18 protein-coding genes are annotated in these 20,479 nt (G+C 59.9%); 8 read left to right on the forward strand and 10 right to left on the reverse strand.

Annotated elements, in window-relative coordinates; genetic code table 11:
- The first annotated feature begins 44 nt into the window (after window positions 1–44).
- On the forward strand, window positions 45–1,613 hold the full coding sequence (locus WKF55_01910) for a helicase HerA-like domain-containing protein (GenBank protein MEJ7758326.1): 1,569 nt from the start codon (window positions 45–47) through the stop codon (window positions 1,611–1,613).
- 67 nt (window positions 1,614–1,680) lie between these two features.
- Here the strand turns inward: WKF55_01910 and WKF55_01915 are convergent, their stop codons facing one another.
- The 5 genes from WKF55_01915 to WKF55_01935 all read right to left on the reverse strand — a co-directional run bounded on the left by WKF55_01915 (window position 1,681) and on the right by WKF55_01935 (window position 6,226).
- On the reverse strand, window positions 1,681–2,307 hold the full coding sequence (locus tag WKF55_01915; GenBank protein MEJ7758327.1) for a cyclase family protein: 627 nt from the start codon (window positions 2,305–2,307) through the stop codon (window positions 1,681–1,683).
- Window positions 2,307–4,334, reverse strand: a complete 2,028-nt coding sequence (tkt, locus tag WKF55_01920) for a transketolase (GenBank protein MEJ7758328.1) — start codon at window positions 4,332–4,334, stop codon at window positions 2,307–2,309. The genes WKF55_01915 and tkt overlap by 1 nt, the downstream gene beginning before the upstream one ends.
- A 69-nt stretch (window positions 4,335–4,403) precedes the next feature.
- Window positions 4,404–5,366: a ring-cleaving dioxygenase gene (locus tag WKF55_01925; GenBank protein MEJ7758329.1), complete on the reverse strand. Its 963-nt coding sequence runs from the start codon at window positions 5,364–5,366 to the stop codon at window positions 4,404–4,406.
- Window positions 5,367–5,368: 2 nt separating this feature from the next.
- Window positions 5,369–5,983 (reverse strand): nitroreductase family protein, encoded by a 615-nt coding sequence (locus WKF55_01930; protein ID MEJ7758330.1) that lies wholly within the window; start codon window positions 5,981–5,983, stop codon window positions 5,369–5,371.
- 30 nt (window positions 5,984–6,013) lie between these two features.
- Window positions 6,014–6,226, reverse strand: a complete 213-nt coding sequence (locus tag WKF55_01935) for a hypothetical protein (GenBank protein ID MEJ7758331.1) — start codon at window positions 6,224–6,226, stop codon at window positions 6,014–6,016.
- 39 nt (window positions 6,227–6,265) lie between these two features.
- Here WKF55_01935 and WKF55_01940 point away from each other — a divergent pair, with 39 nt between their 5' ends.
- The 4 genes from WKF55_01940 to WKF55_01955 all read left to right on the forward strand — a co-directional run bounded on the left by WKF55_01940 (window position 6,266) and on the right by WKF55_01955 (window position 11,201).
- Complete coding sequence (locus WKF55_01940; protein ID MEJ7758332.1) at window positions 6,266–7,204, forward strand: sensor domain-containing diguanylate cyclase; 939 nt, start codon at window positions 6,266–6,268, stop codon at window positions 7,202–7,204.
- 86 nt (window positions 7,205–7,290) lie between these two features.
- Complete coding sequence (locus WKF55_01945) at window positions 7,291–9,603, forward strand: VIT domain-containing protein (protein MEJ7758333.1); 2,313 nt, start codon at window positions 7,291–7,293, stop codon at window positions 9,601–9,603.
- A gap of 4 nt (window positions 9,604–9,607) precedes the next feature.
- Window positions 9,608–10,123, forward strand: a complete 516-nt coding sequence (locus tag WKF55_01950; protein ID MEJ7758334.1) for a sigma-70 family RNA polymerase sigma factor — start codon at window positions 9,608–9,610, stop codon at window positions 10,121–10,123.
- Window positions 10,110–11,201, forward strand: coding sequence for a zf-HC2 domain-containing protein (locus WKF55_01955; GenBank protein MEJ7758335.1), 1,092 nt, complete (start codon window positions 10,110–10,112; stop codon window positions 11,199–11,201). The genes WKF55_01950 and WKF55_01955 overlap by 14 nt, the downstream gene beginning before the upstream one ends.
- A 77-nt stretch (window positions 11,202–11,278) precedes the next feature.
- Here the strand turns inward: WKF55_01955 and WKF55_01960 are convergent, their stop codons facing one another.
- On the reverse strand, window positions 11,279–13,690 hold the full coding sequence (locus WKF55_01960; GenBank protein MEJ7758336.1) for a zinc-dependent metalloprotease: 2,412 nt from the start codon (window positions 13,688–13,690) through the stop codon (window positions 11,279–11,281).
- A gap of 109 nt (window positions 13,691–13,799) precedes the next feature.
- On the reverse strand, window positions 13,800–14,714 hold the full coding sequence (locus WKF55_01965) for an enoyl-[acyl-carrier-protein] reductase (GenBank protein ID MEJ7758337.1): 915 nt from the start codon (window positions 14,712–14,714) through the stop codon (window positions 13,800–13,802).
- Window positions 14,715–14,738: 24 nt separating this feature from the next.
- Between WKF55_01965 and WKF55_01970 the strand changes: the two genes are divergently transcribed.
- Genes WKF55_01970 through WKF55_01980 form a run of 3 tightly spaced genes read left to right on the forward strand, consistent with a single transcriptional unit; the run spans window position 14,739 to window position 17,208 of the window.
- Complete coding sequence (locus WKF55_01970; GenBank protein ID MEJ7758338.1) at window positions 14,739–15,575, forward strand: phosphatase PAP2 family protein; 837 nt, start codon at window positions 14,739–14,741, stop codon at window positions 15,573–15,575.
- Window positions 15,576–15,578: 3 nt separating this feature from the next.
- Window positions 15,579–16,121 (forward strand): 2'-5' RNA ligase family protein, encoded by a 543-nt coding sequence (locus tag WKF55_01975; protein ID MEJ7758339.1) that lies wholly within the window; start codon window positions 15,579–15,581, stop codon window positions 16,119–16,121.
- The gene (locus tag WKF55_01980; GenBank protein MEJ7758340.1) at window positions 16,102–17,208 is read left to right on the forward strand and encodes a glycosyltransferase family 9 protein; all 1,107 of its coding nucleotides are present in this window, start codon (window positions 16,102–16,104) and stop codon (window positions 17,206–17,208) included. Before WKF55_01975 ends, WKF55_01980 begins: the two co-directional genes overlap by 20 nt.
- 40 nt (window positions 17,209–17,248) lie before the next feature.
- Here the strand turns inward: WKF55_01980 and WKF55_01985 are convergent, their stop codons facing one another.
- The 3 genes from WKF55_01985 to WKF55_01995 form a co-directional block, all read right to left on the reverse strand.
- Complete coding sequence (locus tag WKF55_01985) at window positions 17,249–18,286, reverse strand: LLM class flavin-dependent oxidoreductase (protein MEJ7758341.1); 1,038 nt, start codon at window positions 18,284–18,286, stop codon at window positions 17,249–17,251.
- The gene (locus WKF55_01990; protein MEJ7758342.1) at window positions 18,283–19,302 is read right to left on the reverse strand and encodes a hypothetical protein; all 1,020 of its coding nucleotides are present in this window, start codon (window positions 19,300–19,302) and stop codon (window positions 18,283–18,285) included. The genes WKF55_01985 and WKF55_01990 overlap by 4 nt, the downstream gene beginning before the upstream one ends.
- 266 nt (window positions 19,303–19,568) lie before the next feature.
- The gene (locus tag WKF55_01995; GenBank protein MEJ7758343.1) at window positions 19,569–20,369 is read right to left on the reverse strand and encodes an SDR family NAD(P)-dependent oxidoreductase; all 801 of its coding nucleotides are present in this window, start codon (window positions 20,367–20,369) and stop codon (window positions 19,569–19,571) included.
- Window positions 20,370–20,479: the final 110 nt, after the last annotated feature.

The following is a 20,479-nucleotide window of genomic DNA, read 5'->3' on the forward strand; positions in this document are numbered from 1 at the left end:
GACGCTTCGCCCCGCATCCGGGCGATACCCGAACGGATAAAATAATGGACTCGAAAGTACTGGACGCAGCGCGCGCCGCGTTTCCGAAGGCGGAAAACGCAGTGACCCTTGGCGCGGTCGTGCACAACGGCGAATGCCATCCGGAACCGCTGGTAACAGTGCCGATATCGATGATGAACCGGCACGGGTTGATCGCGGGGGCAACGGGCACCGGCAAGACCAGAACCCTTCAGCTTCTCGCCGAGCAACTGTCTCAGGCTGGAGTTCCAGTGTTCATCTCGGATATAAAAGGCGACGTCTCGGGAATGGCGTCGCCTGGCGAGGCCAATGACCGGATCAACGGCCGGGCCAGGGAGACGGGTTACGACTGGAAGCCATCCGATTTTCGGGTGGAATTTCTGAGCCTGACCGGCACCAAGGGCGCGCAGCTGCGTGCCACAGTATCGTCATTCGGACCGCTGCTGTTGTCCAAGGTTCTCCAGCTCAACGCGACACAGTCGAGTGTGATGGCGCTGGTGTTCAAGTATTGCGACGACAAGGGACTGCTGTTGCTCGATTTTTCGGACCTGCGCGCGGTTCTTCAGTATCTCACTGAGGAAGGTGCTGATGAGCTCAAGTCATACGGGGCGATGTCCAAGGCGACCGTTGGTGTGCTGCTCCGGGAGATGGTGGAGCTCGAACAGCAGGGAGCGCGGGCGTTTTTTGGCCAGCCGGAATTCGACATCAATGACCTCATGCAGGTCGGGCGTGACGGGCGCGGGCTGATCAGCGTACTGGAGCTCCAGGATGTACAGGACAAGCCGGATCTGTTCAGCACATTCATGCTGTGGATGCTGGCGACGCTCTACAATGAGCTTCCGGAAGTGGGCGACATCGACAAACCGAAGCTCGTCTTTTTCTTCGACGAGGCACACCTGCTGTTCAAGGGTGCAAGCAAGGGCCTGCTGGACCAGATTCAGCAGGTTGTGCGTCTCATCAGGTCAAAGGGTGTCGGTGTTTTCTTCGTGACTCAAAGTCCGAAAGACATACCAGAGGATGTGCTCGCCCAGCTGGGGCACAGGGTGCAGCATGCCTTGCGGGCATTCACCCCGGACGACGACAAAGCGTTGCGTGCAGCGGCGAGGACTTTTCCAAAGACCCCGTTTTATGATGTAGAGGAAACGCTGACGACCCTTGGCATCGGCGAGGCGCTGGTGACGGTGCTGACCCCCCGCGGCGTGCCAACGCCGCCATTTGCGACTCGCCTCGTTCCGCCTCAGTCGCTGATGTCGCCAATGGACGAGGCGGATTTCATAGATCAAATCGCGAGTTCGAGTCAGGTCCGCGAGTACGCGCAAGCGGTTGACAGGGAAAGTGCGCGCGAGATGCTGGCGGAGCGCGCGGTGCCGTCCGTGCCGGCGCGATACAGCGACGGGACGGTCCTGGACATGCCGGCATATGTGCCGCCAAGTGCCCCACCTCCAGTCTCCCGGAAGGCGGTCAAAGAGCCGCCATCGAGGATGGAGCAGATCATGAAGTCGCCGGTTGCACGGACGGTGGCCGGGGCGATTACGCGGGGGTTGATGGGGGCACTGCTGGGGACGCCGAGGCGGAGAAGTCCACGGCGGTGGTAGAATCCTGTAAACGTGTTTAGTAATGTAGTGTTACTAAATCGCTTCGTTTATAGATGCCCCACTGCCGCTACAACTCCCGCAGTATCGCCCTCACCGGCGCCGCGTCGAGCGACATCACCTTCAACGGAAACGCCATCAGCTCGTAAACCCCGGGTGGTGTTCGCCGCAGATCCAGGTTCTCAAGAAGACAGGCATTGTCGGAGAACAACATCTTGTGAACAGGAAGCGACTTGCTCTCCCGCGCATCGACTGATGGAGCATCGACGCCGAGCAGCCGCAACCCGCGTCCGAGAAGCGCACGTGCACACGATTCGGAGATTGCCGGCCAATCTTCCGGAAACGACCCGGCTGCAATGGTATTCCCCGTTCTGAGGAGCAGCCGCTCGATTCCTGCAGCCCCGATCAACGGTCCGATCTCGTCAAATGAAAGCTCACCAGTCCTGTCAGTCACGTCGATGACGATGACCGGCCCATAGAACGCCTCGAGCGGCAGCTCGTGTGAACCCGGCCATCCGTCCCGCACATGCAGCGGTGCATCGGCATGGGTTCCAACATGCGGGCTCGAGGTTATGCTCGACACGTTGACGCTCGACCCATTGGCGATCGTTCCCGCCCAGCCACATGAATAGGGAGTATCACCGGGCCACTCCGGCATGCCCTGCGAGAGTGGAATGCTGATGTCGCGGAGGCGCACTAGACGAGGGACTCGGCGGCTTCCACAATCTTGCTCACACTGATGCCGAGCTTCTCGTACAGCTCTTTGTAGGGTGCGGAAGAACCAAACCGGTCGATGCCAATCACGATGCCGTTGGACCCGACCCACCGGTACCATGACATTGGATGAGCGGCTTCAACCGCGACCCTAGGTACCGCCACTGGCAATACACTATCGCGATAGTCGTGCGACTGCGAGGCAAATAACGCGTCGCTAGGCATGCTGACTACCCGCGAGCGAATGCCCTTTGCCGCCAACTCATCGTGCGCCTCCATGATCAGAGCAACCTCGGATCCGCTCGACATCAGCACGACCTGCGGTGCCCCACCTGGGGCGTCAGCAAGCACATACGCCCCCCGAGCCAACCCGCCAGCCGACGCGAACTTTTCGCGGTCGATGAACCCGAGTTTCTGCCGTGTCAGCACAAGCGCAACCGGACCATGGTGCTTGAGTGCCGCCCTCCACGCTTCGGCCGTTTCAGTTGCATCTGCCGGCCGAATAACTGTGAAACCGGGAATCGCGCGGAGGGTGCTCAGATGCTCGATGGGCTGATGCGTCGGACCGTCCTCGCCAAGCCCGATCGAATCGTGAGTGAACACGTAGATGACGTGCTGCTTCATGAACGCGGCGAGCCGCAAGGTTGGACGCATGTAATCCGAGAAGATCAGGAACGTCGCACCGTAAGGGATTATTCCACCGTGTACCGCCATCCCGTTCATCACCGAGCCCATGCCGTGCTCACGAATCCCGAAGTGGAAATTGCGCCCGGCATAGTCATCAGCGCTGATGTGCGCGCCTTCCTTCACAATGGTGTTTGTGGAAGATGCGAGGTCGGCCGAACCGCCGATCAACTCCGGGATCCTCGGCGCGATTGCGTTGAGAACGATGCCTGACGCGGCGCGGCTGGCAACGTTCCCGTTATCCGCGGTGAAATCAGGAATCAGATCTTCCCAACCGTCGAGAAGTTCACCGCGCATCCTGCGTTCCAGCTCGGCAGCGTCCGATGCATTCGCTGACTTATAGGCGTCATACCTCTTCTGCCACTCCGCTTCGAGCTTGCTGCCGCGTACCGACATTGTCCGCCAGTGCTGCAACGCTTCGGGTGGAACGTAGAACGGTTCCATCGAGGAGACACCGAGCGCTGCTTTTGCAAGCCCGATCTCCTCCGCACCCAGGGGCGACCCGTGCGCTTCGGCGGTGTCGATCTTGTTGGGACTGCCGTATCCAATGTGTGACCGAACGACGATCAGCGACGGTTTATCGCGGACCTTCTTCGCCGCATCGATCGCGGCATCGATTGCATCGAGATCATTTGCATCCTCGACGCGCTGCACATGCCAGTGATACGCCTCGAATCGTTTCGCGGTATCGTCGCTGAAAGTGAGTCCGGTATCACCTTCGATCGTGATGTGGTTGTCGTCGTAGAATCCGATGAGCTTGCCGAGTCTGAGGTGGCCGGCGTAAGACGACACTTCATGCGACACACCCTCCATGATGTCACCATCGCTGGCGATGAAATACGTGTTGTGGTCGATGATATCCAAACCGTCGCGGTTGAACGTCGCCGCCATGTGAGCTTCGGCGATAGCCATGCCGACGGAATTACCGATTCCCTGTCCAAGTGGCCCGGTGGTCGTCTCGACGCCGGGAGTGTAGTCGTACTCCGGGTGGCCAGGCGTCTTGCTCTCCCACTGCCGGAACTGCTTGAGGTCGTCGAGCGTGAGGTCGTATCCAGTGAGATAGAGCACGCTATACAGAAGCATCGATGCGTGACCGGCCGAGAGAACGAAGCGGTCGCGGTTCAACCATTGAGGATTGGCTGGGTTGTAACGCAGGTGTCTCGTCCACAAAACGTACGCGAGCGGAGCAAGCGCCATCGGTGTGCCGGGATGTCCGGAATCTGCCTTTTGCACTGCGTCCATCGAGAGGACGCGGATGGCATTGATGCAGAGGTCATCGATTGACGACGAGTTAATGGGTGGAGCAACTGGCGATGAGGCAGGCATCTGGGTCTCGAATAATCGCGGTGATGACACGGCCGTCAGGTCTGGAACTTAGCCGATCGGGATAACTATTCAGGCGTTGGGGCCGGGGAGTTCCAGTGGCAACCGGATATTCGGCAGCAGCGCTTCGATCTCGAAGCGCCGGGGCTCAAGCCATTCGGGGAGCTTCAGTGCCTGGCCCAGTGTTTCAATAGACTCGTCGACAGTAAAGCCCGGCGAATTTGTGGCAATCTCGAAGAGTACGCCGCCGGGCTCGCGAAAATATATGGATTTGAAATAATCGCGGTCCAGCTGTGGGGTAACGTTGTGACCGCGCGCAACAAGGTCTTCTCTCACTGCCAGCTGCTCGTCGTCACCGGGGGCACGGAACGCGACATGATGAACGGTTCCCGCACCCATAACTCCGGGCCAGAGACCGGGCACACAGCGCAGGTCAACAATCGAGCCCGGTCCCGGATCGGCGGCGGCGTACCGGAAAATGCTTGCCTGCTCTCGGACAGGACGAAACCCGAGGCACTCGGTGAGCAGTTTGCCGGTGAGCTCGTAGCTCTCCTGCCATAGCGTTAGCGAATAGACACCGCGTAGCGAATGGGCGGCAGGAACACCAGAGCCCGACCAACCCGCTCGCGTTTCCGCGGATGGATGTGCGACAAGCTCCCCAAGCAATCCGTCAGGATCCTTGAATCCAATGATCCTCTCGTCATCGAACCGCGATTTCGGCTGGTCGAACTCGACATTGTACCTGATGAATCGTTCGATCCAGAACCCGACCGAGCCCGGAAGGATGGCGAATGACGTGACCGCGATCTGCCCTGCCCCCTGACGCCCCCTTCGACTGCCAGGCCAGGGGAAAAAGGTAAGTATGCTTCCGGGCGTGCCATCGGTATCGCCGAAGTAGAAATGGTATGTAGTAGGATCGTCAAAATTCACAGTGCGTTTCACGAGGCGCATGCCGAGGACGCCAGCGTAGAAGTCGAGATTGCGCTGTGGATCGCTGGCGATAGCGGTTACGTGGTGGATGCCAGCGGTAACCATACTCAAGGCACGATGTCGGGCAGGGGGCCGTGGAAAGCGAACTCCGAAACATGCTTCCGCGAGCTTGGCGTCTCACGTTTCCTGTTGTACTCGTCAAGGTCTGCCACGTCACCATACATGCCAATCGCGATCGCGGCCATTATTTCGTATTTATCGGCGGGAGCATTGAGAACAACATGCGCCTGCTCGACGTTGAAGCCGGCCATTGCGTGTGCGTAGAGACCAAGTATGCGCGCCTGGAGGGCGAGCGATAGCCAGGATGACCCTGCATCGAACTGGGCATGCCGGTTTGGCTTGCCTGATTTCGCCAGATTCAGCCGGGTCATCACGAAGGCAATCATCGGAGCGTGCCGAACCCAGATCCGGTTGAACTTATCGAGGAGGGGGAGGAACCGCGCCAGCTGGTCCGGCGTCGTGGCATAGACGTATGTCCACGGTTGCTCGTTGTTCGCCGACGGGGCCCACCGCGCTGCTTCGAGAAGTGTGAGAATGGTTACTTCCGTCAGCGGCTCGGACGAGAATGCGCGGGGGGACCAGCGGTCAAGGAACATAGCGTCGACGGGCGCGTCGGGTACGCGACCGTTGGTAATCTGGGACCTGTTTGAAGGCTCTGACATTTTCAGGGAAAGCCGATCGTCAGGGCGTTGCTACTCGTCCATTTCCCCATCGGCGGGATTGGCGCGTTTGTCGGAGCTAACCCGCGGCGCTCCCCCTTCGCCCCCATAGCTGCCCTCATGCTCAGCAGATCGCTCTTTCTCGCTTCCCTCGGGATTCGGCGTTCCGGAATTCATCTTGCCCGACTTTTTCGTTCGGTCATCCGTATCGGCAGCCATCTGTTCCTTGTCAGTCCGGTGTGTCATACATTACGCCTCGATTCTGGGGATACCGTCATCAGGGCAATGCACATGCCGCAGGGAAAGAAGCATTTGTCCGAGAAAAGCGGATCATCCGCCAGCCACTCGCGCTTCCGAAGCCTGAGCGACCCGGAGACGCTGGCAAAAATCGCGCAGAATCTGGAAGAAGGGATCTACATAACGACGGAGTCAGGGGAGATACTCGACGCGAACCCCGCTTTTCTTCGCATCTTCGGGGTCGAGACTCTCGACGAACTGAAAAACTACCGTGTAAGCGACTTCATGGACGCCGAGGTGAGAAAACGTGAAGTCGCGTTACTCGAGCGCGAAGGATCGTTGCGCGACCGCGAGCTTCAAATACGCCGCCGTGACGGAGCGGTGCGGACCGTACTCGACACGTGGTATTTGATTACCGACCCCGATACGGGAGACACCGTCTTCCACGGAATTCTGGTGGATATTACCGGTCGGAAAAATCTGGAGAGGAAGCTCGTCGAGCAGAGCATCCGCGATCCGCTCACGGGCTGCTACAATCGACGGCACCTTGCCACGATCTACTCCAGAGAATACCGCCCTGAAGCCACCTGGGGATGCATCTATGTGGATGTCGATCATTTCAAGCAGTACAACGACACTCACGGTCATGCCGCCGGTGATAACGTGCTGATGAAGATGAGCCGGTTTCTGATGCGGCATGTTCGCGCCGAGGAAGCAGTGGTGAGAATGGGTGGTGATGAGTTCCTCGTCGTGCTTGCGGATACGAGTCGCGACGAAGCCCATATGGTCGCCAGGCGAATCGAATCCGCCGGGCTCAAGGACGCGCCCGTGTCATTCAGCCTTGGCTGGGCAGCGCGTGAGGGTGGCGAAAAATTCGAAGAGACGGTTAACCGTGCCGACCGCGAGCTGATCGACGTGCGAGTGATAAAGCGTCCGGGGCGCTACACTCGCCGGACGCCGTCGGAGGGAGACAGCAGCTCTGATTGATGCCAGCGACTGATTGATTCGCTGACGGGGTGTGCAACGGCGGAAGCCAGGTGCGTCTTACGGATATCCAATAACCCGAGACCGCCATGCGCGCTCTGCTTTCCCTGTTCGTGCTGACATTGTTTTCGTCTGGTCTTCCCGCACAGGGCCTGGTGCTGTCCCGCCCCTGCGCTATGCGCCCATGTCTGCAGGGCCAGCCGTGTGCGCCATGCCGGCCTCAAGGTCCGTCAGTAACGCGACAGTCGAGCGACGTGCGCGCGGAGCTTGTCGATCGTGTTCTCCGATTCGAGATCACGGAGACTTTCGTCAATCGCGGTTCGGGGCTCGGGGAAGCCGATTACATCTTTCCGCTGCCAGGAGGCGCAGCGTTCCAGGACCTCAAGCTTTCAATCAACGGCGAGCTTGTGTCGGGCGAGCTGATGGATGCCGGCCGGGCGCGTCAGATTTACGAACAGATCGTGAGACAGCAACGCGATCCCGCGTTGGTCGAGTGGATGGGGTACGGCATGCTGCGCGCACGGATTTTCCCTATCGCGCCGGGCGAAGTAAAAAAAGTCGTGGTGCGTTTTCAGATGGTGGCGGAACGAGAAGGCGATGCGCTTCGCGTCGACTATTTCCGGGGAAATGCAATTCCCGGTGTCGCGGTCAGAGGGGATGCGACGGGCGGACGCGGGATGGGTGGCGGCGATGATATGCGCCGCGGCGACAGCAGAGAGATATCGGGCTCACGAGGATCCTTCGTCCTTGTCTATCCGACAGACCCTGCGTACGGGACGGCATACTCGCCGACACATTCGATCGCGACGGATCGACGCGGCAGCAGGCGTGAGGTAAGAGTCAACGGCGATGCAAGCGAGATTACTCTTCTCGTTCCGGTTCGCCGGTCGTCCGAGCCCGCTATCTCGGTTCTGACGCATGCATCGTCGCGAGAGAACGGGTTTGCTCTCATAACATTGTCTCCGCCGTCCATATCACCACGCGTCACTGCGCGTGACGTGACACTCGTGCTCGACGCGTCAGGGTCGATGTCGGGAGTGAAAATCAGGCAGGCGCGGGCTGCAGGCAGGCAGGTGCTGGCCACGCTGAGTACGAACGACCGATTCAGGCTGATCGACTTTTCCACCGACGTACGGAGCTTTCGGGATGATTTCGTGAGAGCGACACCGGACAACATCGCCGCAGCAACGCGGTATCTCGAAACCGTTGACGCGTCGGGGTCGACAAACATCTCAGGAGCACTCGACGCCGCACTGGAGGGCGCCGCCGCCCCTGGCAGGCTGAACCTCGTGTTGTTCGTGACTGATGGTGAGCCAACTGTTGGCGAACGACGCCCTGACGCGATTGCTTCACGCGTTGCCCTGCAGAGGGGCAACCGGAGAATCTTTTCGTTTGGAGTGGGAGCTGATCTCAACGCAGCACTTGTCGAGCGGCTCGCGGTCGAGGGCCGTGGTACCGCGCATTTCGTAAGACCGGAGGAGGATGTGGAACGAGTGATGTCGGTTGTCGTAAGCCGGCTCACCAACCCGGTTGTGACGGACTTGCGCGTATCGGCAGAGGGGGTGCGGCTGCTCAAGCGGCATCCGACGGCCACGGCTGATATCTTCGCCGGACAGGATTACGTGATGCTGGCGCGGTATGACGGCAGCGGTGTTTCGAGGATCAGATTCGATGGGCAGTCGGCCGATGGTCCGGTGTCGTGGAGTACCCGCGTTTCGTTCCCATCGACCGCGAGACAGAATGCGTTTGTCGCCAGGTTGTGGGCTACGCAGCGGGTCGGCTACCTGAGTGCGGAGAAGCGAAAAAGCGGCGCATCACGAGAGGTCGACGACGAAATCCGCGAGCTCGGTGAGAAGTATGCGATTCCGACAGAGTTCTCCTCCTACCTGGTGCTGGAGCCAGGCATGACGGGCGCACTCGATCAAACCATTCGGAGGGGCCGTGCAGGGGGTGCCGCTGTCGCAGTCGGTGTCACCGGCTCTCGCCGCGATGCGAATGCCGCGATTACACCTTCCCCTGCGGCGCCCGCGGCGAACGTGCAATCGTTCGAAGCGGCAAGGGCATCGGCAATGCAGAGGTCCGCCACGACACTGGGCATTACCAATGAGGCAGACTTCAGCGGAAAGGCCGTCGGTACCAGACGAGCAGGTACAAGGTCGTTTACGATGCGCGACGGAATCTGGACAGACACCCGAAAAAAAGACTCGATGCGTGTCGTGAAGGTGCGCCCATACTCTGCTTCCTACTTCAAACTAATCGAGCTGATCCCGGAACTCGCTGAATCATTCGCTCTCGGCGACCGGGTAATCGTAGCGGGCCGAGCCGTCGCGGTGGAAGTCGCAGTCAGCGCAGCTGAAAGGCTCAGCGACTTGGAACTCAGGCTGGTTCAGGCGCACTGGTGATCACTTGACCGACGTCGAACGCCTGTTCCGCACCTATAACACCGCTCTTGTGCGTTATCTCACACGGCGGCTGGGTGACAGGGACTGGGCCGAGGAGGTCGCGCAGGAAACTTTCGTGCGCGCACTCCGCCAGGAAACGATTACCAACGAACGCGCCTGGCTGTTTCAGGTGGCGACGAATCTGGTGCGGGACGAAGCACGCAAGGATGCCCGACGCAGGCGGCATTTGGCGATACTGACTGAACAGGAACGCGACACAGTCGTAGAACCTGAGACCTCGCTCGAGCGGGCGCAGGAATCAGCTCTTGCCCGAAAGGCCATCGATGCTCTTGCCGAACGTGACAGACTGGCCCTGTTGATGCGCGAAGAGGGACTCGACTATCCCGAAATCGCCGAAGCACTCAGCCTCTCGCTGGGTTCGGTGGGAACTACGTTGTCGCGCGCGCGCCGGCGCCTGGTCGAAAGCTATGAATCGCTTCAGAAAGAGCGCGAACTGAGGGAGAAGAATGCAGCATCCTGACGAAGGAACGATTCACGCCTGGCTCGACGGGGCGTTGACGGTTGAAGAAGCAGCTACTTTCGAAGCGCATTCAGCTCAGTGTGAGCAATGTTCGGCGGCGATAGCTGAAGCGCGGGGTCTGGTGGCGGCGTCGTCGCGAATACTGTTGTCACTCGACGACGTGCCAGGAGGCGTGATCCCGGTGTCCTCTCCAACAGCCCGAGTCTGGTACGCGCGCAATGACCTGCGTGTCGCTGCAGCAATGATGCTGATGGCGGGCGCAACTCTGTTTATGACAAGGAGAGATGTGTCGTCGAAGATCATGCAGCCGAAAGCACAGGCTGCATTGGAGTCAACAGCTGATCTGAGCTCGGCACCAGCGCTGGATTCGGCAGCCGTTGCGCAACCGGGGACAGCATTGGATGCTCCTGCACCGGCAGCAATCTCGACTCCCCGGCTCGAAGCGAGTACAGGTCGAGACCCAACTCTTCGGACCAAGGCCGTTCAGCGTGGAACACCGAACGTGGTCGTCGCTTCACCTCCGCAGGAGTCCGCGCGGACCCGTAGCGCGGCACTGCCCGAGGCAGCCTCGATGGCGCGGGACACAAAAGCCATGGCATATGGGGCAGCGCCAATCACACGCGACAAGAGAGCCGTGACAAATGAGGCTGATTTTTCGGGAGCGACGACGGCGACTGCCAGCACCGCGATGAGGGACGCCAGTCTTGATGGCTCGTTGAAGACAGTAAGGGCGGATACCGCCCAGAACACACGAACCATTGTGTACAGAACACCGGCCGGCGCTGACATTACCCTGACAGAGACTGACCAAACCGATCTCAGCCGACAGTCTGTACTGAAAGGCAGGGCGGCAGGTGGCAGGGTGAACGCACCACCAGCACGGTTCGACGTGCCGCCAGCAGCGCCAATTGCACCCGCCCCGGCTCCTGAGCGGCGCTTAAGGAGTGTCCCCCTGACCAACACGATTTCATGGATGGACCCTGTCACCGGCACACATTACAAGCTCACCGCTGATCTTCCGCGGGAGCAACTCGAAGGATGGAAAACCCGAATTATCGAGCAGAGACGCTCGAGATGAGCTCATGAACGATGCAGCACGGCACTGCCGCGCGTTCCAGGCGGCGGTAGAGCCGGAATCAGTGAACAGCGCGAGAACTACCGTTCGGGGTCGAGGATCTTTCGTATCTCGTTCCGGGCGTCGGAAATGTGAAGGCGGGTGGTTCTGTCCGTCGTTCGGGCGAGCGCGGATTGCAGCGCGTTCTCGAGCTCCATGAGCTCTCCCCGCATCAACGCGCGGACATCACTATTGGGCCCAACCGATCCCCGGGTCTGCGCTCTTCGCGACGGCGGTCCATCAGGCGTGATGATCACTGCCGGTGATGGATTTATTTTGCCATCCGTCTGCATGAGGTACGCCCGCTGGATCGACCGCCGAAAGGCATCGATCCTGACTTTTTCATCACCGAGCTCTCCCCAGATACCACGACGCACGTCGGCGAGCATTTCGCCAAGGGGATAGAAGTCGCCGCCGGCGGGGGAGAGGGCCGCATATTCGGCGAGACGATTGAGGCGCTCGTTGTCGAGCAATGCAGTGAGAACTCGCGACTGCGCAGACCCTATTCTCCGAAGCGTACCTTCCGGCTCGATGCGTCTGAGTATCTCCGTGTCGACAAAATAGGCCGGAGTCTGAAATGCGTTCTCACCGATGAATCTGACGGCCTCCTTCTGCCGTGCGCGGGACAGCGGCGTGAAACGGGGTCCGGGTTGTCCGCCGTATTTTTCCTGAGAATTGGACCCACCAACGACACTTACCACGTGCTCCATCTCGTTGCTCCACTGATCGAGCAGCCGTTCATACAGTTGAGCCAACTCGGAGTTGTCCTCTCCTTTGCGCAACGTCGCCGACATGAGGATCGGCATTACGCGCCTGATGTTTCGCAGTCCGTAACCGGTGGACTTGACCGGATCTGCGTCGCCGACGGCTTCGATTGCATCGCCGGGGTCAGCGTCGCGATCGCCCGACGTCGAGAAGCGCAGCCATGGTGTCGTCGTTTGTTCCTCGGCCCAGCCGTCGAGCGTTGGCTTCTCGCTGTCCGGAGTGGTCACGCCCCTGATCTGTGAGTAGCCCCACCTGGTGGCAAAAAGATCGTACGGACCGATGCGTGGAATGAGATCACCGATGGCAATCCGATCCTCTGGTTGTGCTACGTAATTGAAGCGTGAGTAGTCCATCAGCGTCGGCGTGTGCCCCATGCGTCGCACGAACGATGCGCTACGTACACTGTCGGCGGGGTAGGTGGAGCTGGCCTTCATGTTGTGTTGAAAGCCAAGCGTGTGACCGACTTCGTGAGCGACGATGTACTGCACCAGACGGCCCATCAATTCATCCGGGAACGGCAGCTTCCGAGCGCGGGGATCGAGCGGCGATACCTGCGTGAAATACCAGCTTCGCGCGAGGTTCATGACGTTGTGAAAAATCCGTGCTGAACCATTCAGGATCTCGCCTGTCCGCGGATCGTGTACGTGCGGACCTTGTGCATTCTCCGTTGTGGAAGGCAGCCATCGAATTACCGTGTGCCGGACATCGTCTGGAGACCAGTCCGGATCTTCGATTGGAGTCGGAGCTTCGCGGGCGATGATCGCGCGGCGGAAGCCGGCGGCCTCGAAAGCCGGCTGCCAGTCCTCGATACCTTTTTTGATCCATGGAATCCACTGTTTCGGGGTGGCCGGATCGACGTAATACACAATCGGCCGCACCGGATGCGACATTGCTGAATCGGGAAACCGTTTTTCCAGCCGCCATCGCGTTATGTACGATCGCTCGACGGAACGATGCTCGTCCCTTCCAAAATCGGTCTGTCGGACGGAGAAGAATCCAACGCGTTTATCCGCCAATCTGGGCAGCATTGGGCGTTCGGGGAGACGGATCATGCTCCAGTGCGCGACAACGCTCGTGGCGGGGATTGGACCGAGGCCGCGCTGTGAATCGGGGGGATTGTCGGGTGTCGCGGTCTGGGTGGCTTCCACTTCGATGTTGTTCGGAAAGGCCGCGACCTTTTCGATGAACGAGCGCTTTTCGTCGAGTGAACCGCGCGCGCCGACAAATTCCGGAATGCTGGTTGTGTAGAGGCGCGTGACATCGATTACCGCTGAGCTGTCAGGGCCGTATGCCTCGATCTGAAAAATGGCGACGACGGGCGGGTAACTGGCCTGTCGAACGGCACGATAAACGGGCAATGTCGAGTCGGCGGTGATCTCGAAAGTCACGCTTCTGAGAAGTATCCGATGGCCCTGCTTTTCCCATCTCAGAACACGCTCGGTAAATCCGTCGCCTCCATAACTGTAGCCGCCGCCCGTCCGCGCAAAACGGCCGACGAGCAGCATGTCCTTGTTCAGCTCACGAGGCGGAATGGCGAAGTAAAGAGTGTCACCCAACCGGTGGGTGTTGAAAAGCCCGGTGCGCGATACGGCTGCGGGTGTGATGACCGTAGAGTATGGCTTGAGACCAGCGGCTGCGTTTGCCTTGTCGAGACTATCCGCTCGAAGCTGGGCGGGACTTCTTCGCACCGCAGGAGCAGGCGCCTGCCGGGGGCGCAGAAAACACCCCTGCACAGTGACCATGAGAGCGCAGGCGACGAAAAAGAATCGGAACGCCGTCAGTGGATGAGTCCGTGTACTATGCAGTTTTGTGAGTGTCGCCAGGGGCGGCGACAGCCATTCCCATCGAGTGGTACCCCTTGTCGACATAAATGGTCGTACCGGTGATACCGCTGGCAAGGGGGCTCGAGAGAAACGCGGCAGTCGAGCCCACTTCTTCGGCGGTAACTGCGTCCGGGAGCGGGGAATTGGCCGCGCAATATTCCACCATTTTGTCGATGATTCCGATCGCACTCGCAGCGCGTGATGCGAAAGGTCCGGCCGAGATGGTATTGACGCGCAGGCCGTACTTTCGGCCGGCTTCGAAGGCAAGAGTCCGGGTGTCGCTTTCAAGTGCGGCCTTTGCCGACGACATGCCGCCGCCGTACCCGGGAATGACGCGCTCGCTCGCAATGTAGGTGAGTGAAAGGACTGAGCCGCCGGTTCGCATCAGCGGACCGAGCCGGCTCACCATTGCGACGAGAGAATAGGCGCTCACTCCTACGGCGGTGAGGTAGCCCGTCCGACTGGTCTCCAGCAGAGGCTTCTTTACCTCGGGTCCGTTGGCAAGGGAATGAACGACGATATCCAGCGAGCGATCGCCAAAATCAGATCGAATGCGATTGGTCAGACCTTCGATGGAGAAGTCACCAGTGTCGCGGTACCGCTTGTTGGCGCGGACATCTTCAGGCGCGTCGGCCAGCGAGTCGAACGCGGCGTCGAGCGGATAAATCTTCTCGAACTGCAACATGCTGCCATCGGACATGCTGCGCGACTCGTCCATTTTGCCGCGCTCGAGCAAGTTGGTGAAAATGTTCAACGCGGGGGGCCACGTGGCAACGGCCACAGTGGCGCCCGCTTCGGCAAGAGCTTTCGCGATGGCGAAACCAAAGCCGCCGTCGTCGGCTACTCCCGCGATAAGTGCCCGGCGGCCGGAAAGGTCGATATTCAGCATTGTCTGGATATGTCCCAATCGGGTTTGCGCGGCAAGGGGGATTCAGCGAAGATCAACACGATGTTTCGGATCACCTTCCTGTGTTTGATGATCAGCGTCCCACTTGGGGCGCAGACGGCCGACACGCTCGATGCGAACACGCCGCTGTTCACGGGCCGTGATGCATTCGTGCTGGGCGCGTTCGCGCTCGGCGCAGCAGCGGCGGCCCCGGTCGACAAGTATATCGCCCGTCAGCTGCAGGAGCCCACGCGGCAGTCAAGCGCATTATTGCGAACCGCTGCGACCGGCTTCCGAATTTTCGGCCATCCGGGCGCGCTCGTTGCCAGCGCAGGCATTTATGCGATCGGCCGTATTGACGGCCAACGACGCGTTGTCGATCTGGGCCTTCACAGTGTCGAAGCCATCGTTCTCGCGAGCGCAGTGACCGGTGCGATCAAGACAGTTGCCGGGCGGGCGAGGCCCAAAGTGGACGTTCAGAACTCGACAGATTTCGGGCTGTTCCGCGGTCTTGGCAATGACGACTACAGATCGTTTCCGTCCGGTCATACCACAATCGCGTTCGCGTTCGCTTCGATTGTCTCGAGCGAAACGCTTCGATGGCGATCTGGCTCCCGGTGGGTGGTAGGGCCAATCATGTATGGAGGCGCGACGCTGGCGGGAGTGTCGAGGATGTATAACAACGAGCACTGGGCGAGTGACGTCATTGCCGGCGCGGCGATCGGGACACTTACCGGGATCAAGGTGTTCCGGTACCAGCATTCACATCCGGGGAATAGGCTCGACAAGACCTTTCTCAGGGCAGGGATCGAGCTGCCGGATACCGGCGGATGGCTGCCCCATCTCTCGGTCATCAACAGGTAACTGGTGCAGGTTAACGGAATTTTCGTGCTGGCGGAGATAGGCGGCCGGGCGGGCGACAGGATCCGTGAGATCAATGTGAAATACGACCCGAAGCTGGCCAGGTACAAGCCACCGCACGTAACTATCGCTGGTTCGTCAGGAGTGGGACCCATTCCGGCTTCCGTCGCAGACGTAGACTTGAAGGACAAGCTGAGCGCTGTCACGTCGAGCACTGCCCCTCTCACGTTGCGGTTCGGACCGCCAATCCGGTTCATGCAGACCGAGATCGTGGTGTTGCCGCTCGACCCGCACGGTGCGCTGAGAATATTCCACGACCGGATTGCGACGTGCGGTCTGAAGTTTGAGCGGGCGCGATTCACCTTCAGCCCCCATTGTACACTCAGCCTGTATCCGACGCTGACGCCGGAAAGTGCCAGGGAACTGCTGGCGTTGAGGGTGCACGAACCAGTGACGATCGATCGAATCACCGTTTATCAGACCCTCGATCCCCAGCCGTCGAAGAAGCTTCTTGAACTGGTGCTGACCGGTGAGCCTGACGGCTATTGAGAAGGCCTGGCGCGCGTCGTGGATGCGCGCCATAGGGCGGGCACTGCCCGGACCGCTTGTCGTTCCACCGGAATGGGATGGAAGTGAGTACCGTACGCTTTTCGTCAGGTATGAGCGGATCGGCGACATGATCATGGCCACCGGCATCATCCGTGTGCTGGCAGGTGCGCTGGCGAAAGGGAAAGTGGATGTTCTGGCGAATCCATCGACCGCTCCTATATTGTATGGGAACCCATACGTTGACAGGGTATTCACACTCGATCGGCGATCGTGGAAAAGCTACGCAGCGGTTGGCCGTGAGCTGCGCGCGGCGAAATACGATGTCGTCGTCGATGGCCGAATCAACAATCCCCCGGTTTTCACGTCGACACCCTTGCTGATGCTCGCGGCGCGGGCGCGCTTTCGGGTAGGTGTCGGTGGCGGCAACAACGATCTCATCTACAATGTGCGGGTTCGCGCATACGACAGGGCCACGTCCTACATCGAGGGATCCAAAGCACTGGCCGTACCTTTTGGCGTAGATGCCAACGCGGTGGATTGGCGGCCGGAGATTTTTCTGGCGGGCGAGGAAGTCTCGGTCGCGGAACAGGCGTGGCGGGGAGAGGCTGCAGGGCTGGAAGGACAACCCCGAAAGCGATTGCTCGTCAACCTGTCCGCGTCGGAGCCAAAGCGACGGTGGCAGGACGAGAAGTTCATCCAAGTGTTGAGCCGCATCCGGGCGGTGTCCGTCAGGATGGCGATTGGAGTCATTGGACTCCCTTCGGAGTGGCAAAGTGTCGACCGTGTGGCGAGTGCAGTTGGCGGTCTGGCGATGCCCACTCCCGGACTACGCGATGCGCTGGCGTTGGTAGGCACATCGGATATGGTGTTTACTCCAGACACGAGCATCTCACATGCGGCGTCGGCATTCAACAAACCGGCTGTAGTACTCCTCAAACGCGATCACCACCCGTATGCCCCCTACGACATTCCCGGCGAAATCGTTTTCTGGGACGGGAATGAAATTCATTCACTGCCGTCCAACATCGTAGCCGGAGCGGTCGAGCGGATGGTCGGGAGCTATGGCATGAACGAGGCGCGAGGCTGATCCTTCGCTGGTCGCGGGGGACGCCTCTGCGCCGAACTCCCTACACCAGGCTGTGTTCCAGGTAAGGCAATACGGTCTCAGCGAATCGCTCCATCTCCTCCAGTTGCGGGCTGAACTGCAGCAGCAACATTCCAACTCCCGCGTCCTCCAGCTTACGAATCGTATCGGCAACCTGCTCCGGCGTTCCGACCAGGCCAGCTCGCAGGCCACGGTTCGAGACCGAGTAGTCTTCGAGGCTTATCTGCTGCTCGAGGCGGGTGTGTGCTATCCAATCCTGATAATTGCCATAACCTGCCGAACCGGGCTGGACGTTGGTGATTCGTTCGAGCTCGCGCTGCGCCTCTGCTTCAGTGTTTCGCACAATCGCGTAGGCCGCCATGCCGTAAAGCATCGGGTCGAGTCCCGCCGCCTCCCGCCGCGCCTGGATGTCACGCACCTTGGGTGCGACCCGCTCAACCGGATCGCCGTGGGTGACGTATGCATCGCATGCGCGCGTGATGAGCTTCTTGGCGGCTTCAGATTCGCCGCCCGCGTAGATCGGCGGACGCGGTTTCCGGACCGGCTTGGGCTCGAGGACCGTTTCATCTACCTTGTAGTATCGCCCGTCGAAGCTGAATCGCGGCTGCGTCCACGCGCCGTTGACTACCTCGAGCCACTCCGCGGTGCGGGCGTACCTGTCGTCGTGCTCCTCGAAATGAATGCCATACCGTCTGGCTTCATCTGCCCACCATGATGAGACAACATTCAGCGCCAGGCGTCCGTTGGAAATGCGATCAATGTTAGCAGCCTGTTTGGCGAGAATCGCGGGATCGTGAAAGGTCGGTCGCACGGCGACCATCAGCTCCAGTCGCTCGGTCACGGCGGCGAGCGCTGCAGCAGTGGTCCAGGCGTCGAGCGATGGCGCATCGATACCCTTGATGTCATTGAGGAACAACTCGGCGATGAGAGTGATGTCGAATCCGATCTGCTCGCTCCGTTGCGCGATGCGTTTCACTTCAGCCCAGGTGGCTTCCATTCCCTCGTCGGGAACGTTCCGCAGCCATCCTCCAAACACGGGGAGCCAGTAGCCATATCTCATCGGTCGGCTCCGGCGGTCGCGAATGTCTCTGCTGTCTTCCGATTCGGTGCGTCGAGGCCCGCACGAGCAATGAGGTAATCAGCGAGCCGCTGGAATGGATCAAATCCAATGACATTCGGCCCATCGGCGACGAAGTTGGAGAGAGCGTTGATGTCGTAGAAATAATGCTGGCCGTCGCGGTCGTCGATCATGTATTCGATTCCTCCGACGTCAAGGCCAGCTCGCTTCGCGATTCGCTCCACCGAGTCGATGATGTGACGCGGGGGCGTGAATGCCTCGACTCTCATCCCGTTCTTCGGGGCATCGAGCGCGCAGGCCGACCGGGTGAGCGTCTGACCGGTGGTTGTCTGGCAGGCATCGGCGGGGCAAAGGTTGAACGGGTCATCCCCGGGGTAGACGTTGATGGCGTAGAGGAATTTTCCACCCAGCACCTCTACCCGCGTGATATGCCCTCCGGTGTATGGCACCGATTCCTGAACCAGAGCAGTGTGGTCAATGCCGAAGTCGAGCAACCCCGCGACCGCCGCCGCCGCCAGCTCGTCGGGTGAATTAAAGCGCGTGATTCCCGCTCCGCTCCCGCCGATATTCGCCTTTACCAGCACCGGGTACCGCATGCCGGCTGCCGCTTCCACGGCGACTTCAGCATTGTTGATTATTCGCGTGCGCGGATAGGGGAGGCCCAGCTCCTCGAGAATTTCGATCTGGAGCGCTTTCGAAGTCTCCATGGTGTGAACGGCGGAACCGTTGACGACGCTGACACCGCATCGTTCGAGATGACGGAGCCAGTTAAGCGTGTAGAATGTCGACTGGGTTCCGTGTCGCAGATACGCTGACGGACTTACGCGGTTGAACACCAGCGAATAGGGTACGTCGCGCTCACGAGGGTCGTAGGTGTGAGCATTTGCGTCGAGCTTCACGTACGAAACATTCCGCACATCGAGCTCGGCAAAGAGCGGACGGAACCATTCGGGGTGTTCGTAGAATATTGCGATCGGTTGGCTGGATTGCCTTGTCATCTGTCCATGAGTGGTGAATGGGGAAACAAAAAAGCCGCGCTCCCTGGGAGTCGCGGCCGTAGTGGCGTTGAAGAGCTTTCGCTCTGCTGAATCTACTTCATGCTCTTACATGCACTCAGTGTCGTCCAGCGCTCCCGAAATGGAGGATGGTTGATAACGACACATACACATGAATGCCTGATTGCAGAACATGCGAGCCGACACTGCGAATTGCGGGCCACGAGGCTGAGTTCAGCGAGCTCAAAGGTTCCGCCGCGATGGCGGCGTTACCCGCAGAGCACGCTTCCTCCATTGACGTTGAGAATCTCGCCGGTGATATGCCGCGCGAGAGTCGAACACAGGAATACTATCGGCCCGGCCACGTCTTCGGCCGATGCAATCCGGCGCAGGGGAATGGAAGCGGAGACCCGGTCGACCCCGGCTTCAGCAAGGGCGGTTCGTACCATTTCGGTGTCTACCCAGCCGGGGGCTACGGAATTGACGGTAATGCCACGGGGACCAAGCTCCACTGCCAGCGACTTGGTGATGGATATCACAGCACCTTTACTGGCGGCGTAGTCTGCGTGACAGGCTTCACCGCGTTGTCCGGCGGTACTCGAGACGAGCACAATGCGTCCGTTGTCGGTGATTGTGCGGCAGACCGCCTGCGTGGTGTAGAAAACAGAGTCGAGGTTTTCGCGAACAGTGCGATGCCATTGTTCCGCTGACATTTCCGCGAGCGAAACATCCTCGGGCGGCCAGATACCGGCGTTGGCAACGAAGATGTCGAGTCCGCCAAGCCGGTTTACGGCTGTATCGACGAGCGATTGCGCGCCAGCCGCGGTAGAGATATCTGCCGCAAATGCGAACGCACGTGACCCGGCGGCCAGAGCCTGAGCGACCACCGCATCCGCATCCGCGGCGCGATTGCGATAACCGACGACGACGTCAGCACCCGCCTCGGCCAGCATTCTCACCGTGGCGGCGCCGATTCCCCGCGAGCCACCGGTAACCAGCGCCCGCCTGCCGCGGAGATTCAGGAGGGAAGGGATTGAAGGGGTGTTCTGCATGCTCAATTCAAGCCCCATCGGGATAGAATCTCAACTGGCATGCCGATGAGTGCGGCAACGGTTGGGCCGTGCGCGGTGATCTGTGTGAAGTCCTCGATACTGTTCTATATTGAGCCGCCCCTTCACTC

Source organism: Gemmatimonadaceae bacterium (assembly GCA_037721215.1).
Classification (GTDB): domain Bacteria; phylum Gemmatimonadota; class Gemmatimonadetes; order Gemmatimonadales; family Gemmatimonadaceae; genus UBA4720.

Coding starts and splice junctions, on each gene's coding strand:
- WKF55_01940 (MEJ7758332.1), top strand. CDS start 6,266: ATGCACATGCCGCAGGGAAAGAAGCATTTGTCCGAGAAAAGCGGATCA.
- WKF55_01945 (MEJ7758333.1), top strand. CDS start 7,291: ATGCGCGCTCTGCTTTCCCTGTTCGTGCTGACATTGTTTTCGTCTGGT.
- WKF55_01995 (MEJ7758343.1), bottom strand. CDS start 20,369: ATGGGGCTTGAATTGAGCATGCAGAACACCCCTTCAATCCCTTCCCTC.
- WKF55_01910 (MEJ7758326.1), top strand. CDS start 45: ATGGACTCGAAAGTACTGGACGCAGCGCGCGCCGCGTTTCCGAAGGCG.
- WKF55_01985 (MEJ7758341.1), bottom strand. CDS start 18,286: ATGAGATATGGCTACTGGCTCCCCGTGTTTGGAGGATGGCTGCGGAAC.
- WKF55_01930 (MEJ7758330.1), bottom strand. CDS start 5,983: ATGTCAGAGCCTTCAAACAGGTCCCAGATTACCAACGGTCGCGTACCC.
- WKF55_01965 (MEJ7758337.1), bottom strand. CDS start 14,714: ATGCTGAATATCGACCTTTCCGGCCGCCGGGCACTTATCGCGGGAGTA.
- WKF55_01935 (MEJ7758331.1), bottom strand. CDS start 6,226: ATGACACACCGGACTGACAAGGAACAGATGGCTGCCGATACGGATGAC.
- WKF55_01955 (MEJ7758335.1), top strand. CDS start 10,110: ATGCAGCATCCTGACGAAGGAACGATTCACGCCTGGCTCGACGGGGCG.
- WKF55_01990 (MEJ7758342.1), bottom strand. CDS start 19,302: ATGACAAGGCAATCCAGCCAACCGATCGCAATATTCTACGAACACCCC.
- tkt (MEJ7758328.1), bottom strand. CDS start 4,334: ATGCCTGCCTCATCGCCAGTTGCTCCACCCATTAACTCGTCGTCAATC.
- WKF55_01925 (MEJ7758329.1), bottom strand. CDS start 5,366: ATGGTTACCGCTGGCATCCACCACGTAACCGCTATCGCCAGCGATCCA.